The sequence below is a fragment of the Streptomyces sp. NPDC058295 genome (assembly GCF_042880655.1).
Classification (GTDB): Bacteria; Actinomycetota; Actinomycetes; order Streptomycetales; family Streptomycetaceae; genus Streptomyces; species Streptomyces coriariae.
In genome coordinates this window covers 1-10,216 of sequence record NZ_JBHVYO010000099.1, presented here as the reverse complement: position 1 = coordinate 10,216, position 10,216 = coordinate 1, and the positions used below count along the sequence as shown (strand labels likewise).

At 72.0% G+C, this 10,216-nt stretch carries 9 protein-coding genes; 5 read left to right on the top strand and 4 right to left on the bottom strand.

Features of this window, described 5'->3' with window-relative positions:
• From ACFVYS_RS43460 to glgB, 3 genes are all read left to right on the top strand, one after another.
• Positions 1–306 (top strand): alpha-glucosidase C-terminal domain-containing protein (locus ACFVYS_RS43460; RefSeq protein WP_389511380.1); only part of this gene is annotated, 306 nt, incomplete at its 5' end.
• Positions 307–415: 109 nt separating this feature from the next.
• A complete protein-coding gene (locus ACFVYS_RS43455; RefSeq protein ID WP_383469471.1) occupies positions 416–1,795 on the top strand; it encodes a phosphotransferase in 1,380 nt (459 codons plus the stop codon).
• Between the two features lie 202 nt (positions 1,796–1,997).
• Positions 1,998–4,394 (top strand): 1,4-alpha-glucan branching enzyme, encoded by a 2,397-nt coding sequence (glgB, locus tag ACFVYS_RS43450; protein WP_389511382.1) that lies wholly within the window; start codon positions 1,998–2,000, stop codon positions 4,392–4,394.
• 156 nt (positions 4,395–4,550) lie between these two features.
• On the opposite strand, the gene ACFVYS_RS43445 is transcribed toward glgB, so the two are convergent.
• From ACFVYS_RS43445 to ACFVYS_RS43430, 4 genes are all read right to left on the bottom strand, one after another.
• Entirely contained in the window at positions 4,551–6,833 is a 2,283-nt protein-coding gene (locus ACFVYS_RS43445) for a HelD family protein (protein WP_389511377.1), read from the bottom strand.
• 144 nt (positions 6,834–6,977) lie between these two features.
• Positions 6,978–7,310: a thioredoxin family protein gene (locus ACFVYS_RS43440; RefSeq protein WP_389511375.1), complete on the bottom strand. Its 333-nt coding sequence runs from the start codon at positions 7,308–7,310 to the stop codon at positions 6,978–6,980.
• On the bottom strand, positions 7,307–7,735 hold the full coding sequence (locus ACFVYS_RS43435) for a MerR family transcriptional regulator (protein ID WP_020131119.1): 429 nt from the start codon (positions 7,733–7,735) through the stop codon (positions 7,307–7,309). Before ACFVYS_RS43435 ends, ACFVYS_RS43440 begins: the two co-directional genes overlap by 4 nt.
• 29 nt (positions 7,736–7,764) lie before the next feature.
• Positions 7,765–8,208 (bottom strand): Lrp/AsnC family transcriptional regulator, encoded by a 444-nt coding sequence (locus ACFVYS_RS43430; RefSeq protein WP_389511373.1) that lies wholly within the window; start codon positions 8,206–8,208, stop codon positions 7,765–7,767.
• Positions 8,209–8,325: 117 nt separating this feature from the next.
• Here ACFVYS_RS43430 and ACFVYS_RS43425 point away from each other — a divergent pair, with 117 nt between their 5' ends.
• Both ACFVYS_RS43425 and ACFVYS_RS43420 read left to right on the top strand, forming a co-directional pair.
• Positions 8,326–9,288: an NAD-dependent epimerase/dehydratase family protein gene (locus tag ACFVYS_RS43425; RefSeq protein WP_389511371.1), complete on the top strand. Its 963-nt coding sequence runs from the start codon at positions 8,326–8,328 to the stop codon at positions 9,286–9,288.
• Between the two features lies 1 nt (position 9,289).
• Entirely contained in the window at positions 9,290–10,213 is a 924-nt protein-coding gene (locus ACFVYS_RS43420) for an aldo/keto reductase (protein WP_389511369.1), read from the top strand.
• The last annotated feature ends 3 nt before the right edge of the window (positions 10,214–10,216 follow it).

Genomic DNA, 10,216 nt, shown 5'->3' with positions numbered 1-10,216 from the left:
CGCAAGCAGAACCCCGCCTTCGGCCTCGGGACCTACACCGAACTCCAGTCCTCCAACCCGGCCGTCCTCGCCTTCCTGCGCGAAGCCCCCCTGACCAAGGAGGGAGAGGACGACCTGGTGCTGTGCGTGCACAACTTCTCGCGGTTCGCGCAGCCCACGGAACTGGACCTGAGCCGGTTCAAGGGGCGGTATCCGGTGGAGCTGTTCGGCGGGGTGCGTTTCCCGGCGGTCGGTGACCTGCCGTACCTGCTCACCATGGCGGGCCACGGCTTCTACTGGTTCAGGCTGCGCAGGGACACGGCCTAGGCCGTGTCCGCGGCCTCGAACCCCGGGCGGGGCGGTTTCCGCCGCCCCGCCCGGGGCACGCATCAGTAACGCCCCGACCCCGACATCCGGGGAAAGGAATGTGACACTTATGGCGGCGACTGTCACACTTTCCGGCCGGACCGACCCCGGCCTCCTCGCTTCGCTGGACCCCCTGCTGCGGGAGTGGCTGCCCCGGCAGCGCTGGTTCGCCGGCAAGGGTCGTCCGGTCACCGGGTTCTCGCTGGTGGCGGCCACCGAGCTGCTGCCGGCCCACACCAGACTCGGGCTGTACCACCTGCTGGTACGCGCCCATCAGCCGGCGACGCCCGGCGACTGCTACCAGCTCCTGATCGGCGCACGCGAGGCCCTGCCGCCCCGGCTGGCGCCCGCGCTGATCGGCCATGTGACCCAAGGTCCGCTGGCCGGGCGGACCGTGTTCGACGCCCTCTACGACACCCGGCCCGCCGAGGTACTGCTGGAGGCGCTGCGTACCGGAGCCCGGATCGGCGGGCTGCGCTGCGAGCGGGACCCCGGGCAGGAGATCCGGTCCGGGCTGGTCCCGCGCCGGCTGACCGGCGAGCAGTCGAACTCGTCCGTCATCTATGGAGATACGTTCATTCTGAAGCTGTTGCGCCGGGTCGTGCCGGGCGTCAACCCCGACCTGGAGCTGCCGCTGGCGCTGGCCCGCGAGGGTTGCCCCCGGGTGCCCGCGCCCACCGCGTGGATGTACGGGGACCCGGGTGAGGGCGAAGGCGATGCCTACGTCCTGGCCGTGCTCCAGCCCTATGTGCAGGGCGCGGCGGACGGCTGGGAGCTGGCGCTGCGGGAACTGGCCAAGGGTGAGGACTTCGCCGCCGAGGCGCGCGCGCTGGGGCGGGCCACCGCCGAGGTGCACGGGGCGCTGGCCCGGGCGCTGCCCACGGCGACCCTGGGGCAGGCGCAGATACGGCCGATGGTGGACGGCATGACCGGACGGCTGGACGCCGCCGCACAGGCGGTGCCCGCGCTGCGCCCGTACGCGCCGGCACTGCGCACCGCCTTCACCGCGCTGGCCGACCTCGCGGCCGAGGGCCACACCTGGACCGCCCAGCGCGTCCACGGGGACCTGCACCTCGGGCAGTGTCTGCGCTCGCCCTCCGGGCAGTGGTCGCTGATCGACTTCGAGGGGGAGCCCGCCAGGCCGCTGGCCGAACGGCGCATGCCGCAGCCGACCGTGCGGGACGTGGCGGGCATGCTGCGCTCCTTCGACTACGCCGCCCACTCCGCGGATCCGCCCGCCCCGGCCTGGGCACACGCCTGCCGGGCGGCCTACTGTTCCGGGTACGCCGAGGTGGCGGGCGTCGATCCGCGCACCGACCCCGTGCTGCTGCGGGCCCATGAGACGGACAAGGCGGTCTACGAGGTGGTCTACGAGGCCCGGCACCGCCCCGACTGGCTCCCCGTACCCCTTTCCGCGATACACCGCCTCGCCGCACCCGACCTGCCTTGAGGAGGCTCCGTACGTGACTCCCCCGAAGAAGAAGGCCACCGCGAAGAAAGCAGTGACCAAGAAGGCGGCGGCCGACAAGGCGGCGAGGAAGAAGACGACGGACAAGAAGGCGGCGGCCAAGCAGGCTGCGGGCAAGGAGACGGCGGCCGAGAAGACGGCGCGCAAGAAGGCCACGGCCGAGGAGACATCGGGAGCGGGAGCGATGGAGGCGGCGGCCGCAGCGACAAGGGCAGAGCCGGCGGCCGAGGCGGCGGCCGAGGCAGCGGCAGCGGCAGCGGCAGCGGAGGTCGCCGCGAAGGAGCCGGTGAGGCTCCCCGTGGACGCCTCCCCCGAGGCCGAAGCCGACTCCGGCTTCGACTCCGACTCGGACTCCGACTCCGACTCCGACGTCAACCTCGCCCCGGTCGCCGTCGTCGACCCCGCCATCGGCCCCGCAGACCGTGAACGCCTGCTGCACGGCACCCATCACGACCCGCACTCCGTGCTGGGCGCGCATCCGGTGCCCGGCGGGATCGTCTTCCGGGCGCTGCGCCCGTACGCGCGGTCCGTCACGGTGCTGTCGGGCGACCTGCGTGCCGAACTCCACGACGACGGCGACGGTTTCTTCTCCGGCCTGCTGCCCCTGACCAAGGCCTCGGTCCACCGGCTCCTGGTGACCTACGAGAGCACCACCGTGGAGACCGAGGACGCCTACCGTTTCCTGCCGACGCTGGGCGACCTGGACCTGCATCTGATCGGCGAGGGCCGGCACGAGCAATTGTGGACGGTGCTGGGCGCGCGTCCGACGACCCACGAGGGCGTGAGCGGCACCGCCTTCTCCGTGTGGGCGCCGAACGCGCGCGGGGTGCGGCTGGCCGGGACCTTCAACTTCTGGGACGGCACCGGGTACCCGATGCGGTCGCTGGGCTCGTCCGGGGTCTGGGAGTTGTTCGTGCCCGGGATCGGCGAGGGCGAGCTGTACAAGTTCGACATCACCCGCCCCGACGGTTCGCACACCCTGCGGGCCGACCCGATGGCGCGGCGCACCGAGGTGCCGCCGGCGACCTCGTCGGTCGTGCACGCCTCGCACTACGAGTGGGGCGACGAGGAGTGGCTGGCCCGGCGGGCCGAGATACCCGTGCACGAGGCCCCGTTCTCCGTCTACGAGCTCCATCTGGCCTCCTGGCGACCGGGGCTCACGTACCGGCAACTGGCCGATCAGCTGCCCGCGTACGTCCGGGACCTCGGCTTCACGCATGTCGAGCTGATGCCGGTCGCGGAGCATCCCTTCGGCGGTTCGTGGGGCTACCAGGTCACCGGTTTCTACGCGCCCACCGCCCGGCTCGGCACCCCCGACGACTTCAAGTACCTGGTGGACGCGCTGCACCGGGCCGGCATCGGCGTCCTGATGGACTGGGTGCCGGCGCACTTCCCGCGCGACGAGTGGGCCCTCGCGGAGTTCGACGGGCGTCCGCTGTACGAGCACGAGGACCCGCTGCGCGCCGCGCACCCCGACTGGGGGACGCTGGAGTTCGACTTCGGGCGGCGCGAGGTGCGCAACTTCCTGGTGGCCAACGCCACCTACTGGTGCGAGGAGTTCCACATCGACGGGCTGCGCGTGGACGCCGTCGCCTCGATGCTCTACCTCGACTACTCGCGCGAGCCCGGCCAGTGGACCCCGAACGAGCACGGGGGCCGGGAGAACCTGGACGCGGTGGCCTTCCTCCAGGAGATGAACGCGACGGTCTACCGCCGCAGCCCCGGGGTCGTCACGATCGCTGAGGAGTCCACGGCCTGGGACGGTGTCACGCGGGCCACGCACCACGCGGGCCCGAGCGGCTTCGGCGGGCTCGGATTCGGGCTGAAGTGGAACATGGGCTGGATGCACGACTCGCTGGAGTACATGAGCCACGAGCCGGTGCACCGCAGGTACCACCACCACGAGATGACCTTCTCGATGGTGTACGCCTACAGCGAGAACTACGTGCTGCCCCTCTCCCACGACGAGGTCGTCCACGGGAAGCGCTCGCTGGTGTCGAAGATGCCCGGTGACTGGTGGCAGCAGCGCGCCGCGCTGCGGGCGTACCTGGCGTTCATGTGGGCCCACCCGGGCAAGCAACTCCTCTTCATGGGACAGGAGTTCGCCCAGGGCGCCGAGTGGTCCGAGGCCCACGGCCCCGACTGGTGGCTGCTGGATCCGGCGTACGGCGCCGAGGCCGACCACCGGGGTGTCAGGGACCTGGTCCGCGACCTGAACACCGTCTACCGCGCGGCGCCGGCCCTCTGGCAGCGGGACACCGATCCCGCCGGTTTCCAGTGGGTGCTCGGGGACGCGGCCGAGGACAACGTCTTCGCCTTCCTGCGGTACGACGCCGAGGGCTCCCCGCTGCTGTCCGTCTCCAACCTCTCCCCGGTCGTCCGCCACGACTACCGCCTCGGCGCACCCGACGACGTCCCCGCCTGGCACGAGGTCCTCAACACCGACGCGGCCGGGTACGGCGGCAGCGGCGTCGCCCATCCCGACCCGGTCAAGCCGGAGCCGCAGGGTCATCACGGCCGGCCGGCGAGCGTCCGGCTGACGCTGCCGCCGCTCGCGACGGTGTGGCTGCGGCCCGCCTGAGCCCTGCCCCGGGCAACGACGTGCGTGCGCGTCTGTCGGTCGATCGCCGGCCGGTGCGTCGGCGGGTGAGGCGGGGATCGCCGCCTCACCCGCGCACCGCACCGGCCGTGCGCCGCGGTGATCACCGGGCGACCGGCATACCCTGCCGATCCCGCGTCACGCCGGAGGTTCTCCGAGGGTCGCTGCCAGCGCCTTCGGCAGGGGCCTGCTGTGCAGCACCCCCAGCCGCTGCGTCGCCCGGGTCAGCGCCACGTACAGGTCGCTGGTGCCGTACCGCGACGGCTCCACCACCAGCACGGAGTCGAACTCCAGGCCCTTGGACTGGCGCGGGTCGAGCAGGACGACGCTCCGGGTCAGGTCCGGCTCCGCGCCCGCCGTCACCCCGTCCAGCCGGGCCGCCAGCTTGCGGTGCAGGTCGCGCGGGGCGATGACGGCGAGCCGGCCCTCGGCGGGGGTGAGTTCGCCGACCGCCTTGGCGACCGCGCCGGGAAGGTCGTCGGTGGCGCGCGCCCACGGCCGTACGCCGGTCGACCGCACCGAACTCGGCGGCTCGAAGCCGGGCTGCTCCGCACGGACCACCGCCGCGGCAACGTCCATGATCTCGGCCGGGGTGCGGTAGTTGACGCCGAGCCGGGTGTGCTCCCAGCGGTCCTCGACATACGGCTGGAGGATCTTGGCCCAGGAGCCGACGCCGGCTGCCTCGGCGGTCTGCGCCGGGTCGCCGACCAGGGTCATCGAGCGGGTCGGGCTGCGCCGCATCAGCAGCCGCCAGGCCATCGGGGACAGCTCCTGCGCCTCGTCGACGATGATGTGCCCGAACGCCCAGGTGCGGTCGGCGGCGGCGCGTTCGGCGGCGCTGCGGTGGTCGTCCTCCTCGTGGCGTTCGGCGAAGCGTTCGGCGTCGATGATGTCGTGCGCGGACAGGACCTCGGAGTCCTCCTCGTGCTTGTCCTCGAACTCGTAGGTGCGGGAGGCGTACGAGACGTCCAGGACGCCCTGCGCGTAGGCGACCTGGGTCTCCCGCTCGCGGTCCGCGCGGGCCCGTGCCACCCGGTCGTCCTCGCCGAGCAGTTCGGCCGCCTCGTCGAGCAGCGGTACGTCCGCCACGGTCCAGGCCCGGGTCGCCGGGCGGCGGATGGCGGCCGCGTCGTCGTCGGAGACGTAGCCGACGGGGTCCGCGAGGAAGTCGGCGACCAGGCGCTGCGGGGTCAGGCGCGGCCACAGCTGGTCGATGGCGGCCCAGACCTCGGGGTTGTCGGCGAGTTCGTCGCGGATCTGGGTGATGTCGCTCGGGTCGAGGAGGTTGGAGCCGTCGTAGGGATCCGTGCCGATGCGTTCGGAGACCATGTCGGTGAGGGTGTTGAGGATGTGGCCCTCGAAGATCTCGCGGGCCGCGTTGTGCGGCAGCCGGGCGGCCCGGGTACGCTCGCGGGCCATGTTCACCAGGCCGTCGTCCAGCATCAGGATCTCGCGGTCGTGCCCGATCGCGATCACCGGATCGGGCAGCGCCTGCCAGTCGCGTACGACGTCGGCGAGGACGTCCGCCATGTCGGCGCGGCCCTTCACGGCCGCCGCCGCCCGGGTGTCGGTCGCCGTCGCCTTCACACCGGGGAAGAGTTCGCCGACCGTCGCCAGCAGCACACCGGTCTCGCCCAGCGAGGGCAGCACCTCGCCGATGTAGCCGAGGAAGGCGGGGTTGGGGCCGACGATCAGGACGGCCCGCTTGGCGAGCAGTTCCCGGTGTTCGTAGAGGAGGAAGGCGGCGCGGTGCAGGGCGACGGCCGTCTTGCCGGTGCCGGGGCCGCCCTCGACCACCAGGACCCCTCGGTGGGGCGCCCGGATGATCTCGTCCTGCTCGGCCTGGATGGTCTGCACGATGTCGCTCATCCGGCCGGTGCGCGCGGAGTCGATCGCGGCGAGCAGCACGGCGTCGCCGGTCGGGTCCTCGTGGCCGGTGCGGGTGGCGTCGCCGATGTCGAGGATCTCGTCGTGCAGGGCGGTGACCCGGCGGCCGTCGGTGGTGAGGTGCCGGCGCCTGCGCAGCCCCATCGGGGTGTGACCGGTGGCCAGGTAGAAGGGGCGGGCGACGTCGGCGCGCCAGTCGATGAGGACCGGGGTGCGCTCGGCGTCCTCGGCGCGCAGGCCGATGCGGCCGATGTGGTGGTTGGTGCCGGAGGTGAGGTCGATGCGGCCGAAGCAGAGGGAGCCGTCCACCGCGTTCAGCGCGGCGAGGAGCCCGGAGCGCTCGGCGACGAGGATGTCCCGCTCGAGCCGGGCCTGCATGGGCGTGTTGCCCTGGGCCAGCGCGTCGGTGACGGCGCCCTCGGTGTCGCCGCGCAGGGCGTCCACGCGCGCGTACAGGTCGTCGATGAATTCCTGTTCGCAGCGCAATTCACTGTCCGGAAAGTCGGCGTTTGACAATTCCACTCCCGCCCGCATATACTGTGCTCACTGAGCTTCTTTGCGACCTCATTCATGTGAAGTCGCGAACCATCGAATATACGCAGAGAAATCCCCCGAGCGCAATTGCTCGGGGGATTTCTTTGTGCTGTGGAGTCTCCGTCCGGTCAGCTCACCGGGCGCTCACAGGACCTCGTCCAGCTCCGCCAGCAGCCGGCGCTTGGGCCGGGCGCCCACCATCGACTTCACGGGCTCACCGGCCCGGAACACCATGAAGGTCGGCATCGACAGCACCCGGTACGCGTTGGTGGTCTCGGGGTTCGTGTCCACGTCCAGCTGCACCACCTTCAGCCGCTCGCCCTCCTCCGCGGCGAGCGCGGTGAGCACCGGCCCCATCTGCCGGCACGGCGGGCACCAGTCGGCGGTGAACTCCACCAGCACCGGCAGGTCCGCCCCCAGCACCTCCGCCCCGAAATCCGCGTCCGTCACCTCGGCCACCCCGTCCGCCTTGATCACCGTTCCTGCCCTCCCAGTTCGCACTCGGGCTCCGGACCCCCCGGAACCCGCGCCTCGGCGGCCAGCTCGTCGCGCGCCAGCTCGGCCCGCACGAGTTGCCCGGCGACCGTCTCCCGCACCGCCCGCAGCTCCCCGATGAGCGCGTCCAGCTCGTCCAGCTTGCGCCGGTAGACCGCGAGCGACGCCGGGCACGAGTCGCCCTCCGGGTGCCCGGCCCGCAGACACTCCACGAAGGGCCGGGTCTCCTCCAGGTCGAACCCGAAGTCCTGGAGCGTCCTGATCTGCCGCAACAGCCGCAGATCGCCCTCGTCGTACGTCCGGTACCCGTTGTCGCCGCGTCGCGCGGGCAGCAGCCCGCGCGACTCGTAGTACCGCAGCGTCCGGGTGGTGGTCCCGGCCCGTGCGGCCAGTTCGCCGATGCGCATACGTACGAACGTAAGGCTTGACGCCCACGTCAAGGCAAGAGCGGTTTCCGCTCGACCGGCGAGGTGAGCACGATCGACGTCGTGGTGCGCCCGAGGGCGGAGACGGCTTCGAGGACGCCCTCCAGGTGGACGGTGTCCCGGACGGCGACCTTGAGGATCCAGCAGTCCTCCCCCACCACGTGGTGGACCTCGGTGATCTCGGGGCGTTCGATCAGCTCGAGGGTCCTGGGGTGCTTCAGGTTGTAGCCGCCGTGCGGGTCGACCCGGATGAACGCCTGGATGCCGTAGCCGAGCCGGGCGGGGCTGACGTGTGCGCCGTAACCGCTGATGACCCCCGCGGCCTCCAGCCGCCGCACCCGTTCCGTCACCGCCGCCGGGCTCAGCCGCACCCGGCGGCCCAGCTCGCTGAGCTTGATCCGGCCGTCGATCTGGAGCAGTTCCAGGATCTGCCGGTCCAGCGCGTCGAAGGCCACCGATGTTTCGTCGGTGGCGGTCCGTGAATGCCGAGGTTCTTTCGGTGCGACGGCCGGAACTCCCATGGTTACCCCTTCAGCACTGGCGTGTACGCCGGGAGAATCATGGTCATGGAAATGACGCAGGAGGTAAAGGCCCGGGAGGTGGCGGCCCGGCAGGGAAATGCCCGAGAGGTTGCCCGTGAGGTATTGGTCATCGGCGGAAACCGCTATTTCGGAAAGCGGCTGATCGCGCGCCTGCTGGCCGCCGGGGACCGGGTGACGGTACTGAATCGCGGTTCGTCCGCGCCGCCTCCGGGTGCGACGCACCTGATCGCCGACCGCGACGACGAGAACGCGCTGAACTCGGTGCTCGGGTCACGCTCCTTCGACGTCGTCGTCGACCAGGTCTGCTACACCCCGCGGCAGGCGGCGATCGCCCGCCGGGTGTTCGCCGGCCGCACCCGGCGGTACGTGCTGACGTCGACGGTCGAGGTCTACGAGTACGAGGACTCCGTCGCCCTGGTGCGGGAGCAGGACGTCGATCCGCTGGGCGTCCGCGTCGATCTCGAACTCCCCTGGGACGAACCGGAGTTCCTCGACTCCCACTACGGCGAGGGCAAGCGGCAGGCCGAGGCGGTGTTCGCGGCGGAGCCGGCGTTCCCCCATGTGGCCGTCCGCGTCGCCCATGTGCTGGGCGGGGAGGACGACTTCACGGGACGGCTGGAGCACTACGCCTCGCGCATCCGCGCGGGTGAGCCGATCACCGTGCCGACGGCGAACCGTCCGGCGACGTACATCCATGTCGAGGAGATCGCCGACTTCCTGTTCTGGACGGTGGGCCAGGACTTCACCGGCCCGGTCAACGCGGCCTCGCACGGGACGCTGACCACGCACGACCTGTGCGAGGCGGTGTCCGCGCGGGTAACCGCCGGCCGGGCGGTGTTCCGGGAGGTCGAGGTCGGTGAGGTGTCCCCGCTCTCCTTCCGCCGCTTCTACGGCATGGACAACACCCGCGCCACCCGGCTCGGGTTCACCTTCGGCAACGTACGGCAATGGCTGCGGCGCGCGGCCGACGAGACCCTGGGAGAGGTGAACTGACATGCGTCACCGCACCCTCGGCGGCATCCGGGTGAGCGCGATCGGGCTCGGCGCGATGCCGCTCTCCATCGAGGGCCGCCCGGACCGGACCCGCGCCCTGGCCACGGTCCACGCGGCGCTGGACGCGGGCGTGACCCTGCTCGACACGGCCGACTCCTACCACCTGCCGGGCGCGGAGCCCGGCCACAACGAGCGGCTGGTGGCCCACGCGCTCGCCACCTACGGCGGTGGCACCTCCCGGGTGCTCGTGGCGACGAAGGGCGGCCGGGCCAGACCGGGCGGCGGCGCGGCGGACTGGACGGTGAACGGCGATCCCCGCCATCTGAAGGCGGCCGCGGAAGCCTCCCTGCGGCGGCTCGGTGTCGAGGCGATCGGGCTGTACCAGCTGCACAAGCCCGACCCGGCGATCCCCTTCGAGGAGTCCGTGGGCGCGCTGCGGGACCTGCTCGACGAGGGGAAGATCAGGCTGGCCGGCCTCTCCAACACGGACACGGACCAGATCCGCCGGGCCCACGCGATCCTCGGCGACCGGCTCGTGTCGGTCCAGAACCGCTACTCCCCCGCCGTCGGCGACAGCGAGCCCGAACTGCGGCTGGCGGCCGAACGGGGACTGGCGTTCCTCCCCTGGAGCCCCCTGGGCGGCATCTCCCGCAGCTCCCTCGACGGGCCCGCCGAGCAGCCTCCCGACACCCTCGGCACCTTCCACGAGCTGGCCCTCGAACGGGGCGTCAGCCCCCAACAGCTCTGCCTGGCCTGGCTCCTGACCCGCTCCCCCACGGTGATCCCCATCCCGGGCGCGAGCCGCCCGCAGTCGATACGCGACTCGGCGGCGGCGACCGACCTGACACTGACCGAGGAGGAGCTGGACCGCCTGGACGAAGCGGTGCGACGGCACCGGCAACGGCCCCGGCAGCGCTCCGCTTAGCGG

What these genes read in the sequence shown, in the direction of transcription:
- glgB (WP_389511382.1), top strand. Translation starts at nt 1,998, where the DNA reads ATGGAGGCGGCGGCCGCAGCGACAAGGGCAGAGCCGGCGGCCGAGGCG.
- ACFVYS_RS43425 (WP_389511371.1), top strand. Translation starts at nt 8,326, where the DNA reads ATGACGCAGGAGGTAAAGGCCCGGGAGGTGGCGGCCCGGCAGGGAAAT.
- ACFVYS_RS43455 (WP_383469471.1), top strand. Translation starts at nt 416, where the DNA reads ATGGCGGCGACTGTCACACTTTCCGGCCGGACCGACCCCGGCCTCCTC.
- ACFVYS_RS43435 (WP_020131119.1), bottom strand. Translation starts at nt 7,735, where the DNA reads ATGCGCATCGGCGAACTGGCCGCACGGGCCGGGACCACCACCCGGACG.
- ACFVYS_RS43420 (WP_389511369.1), top strand. Translation starts at nt 9,290, where the DNA reads ATGCGTCACCGCACCCTCGGCGGCATCCGGGTGAGCGCGATCGGGCTC.
- ACFVYS_RS43445 (WP_389511377.1), bottom strand. Translation starts at nt 6,833, where the DNA reads ATGCGGGCGGGAGTGGAATTGTCAAACGCCGACTTTCCGGACAGTGAA.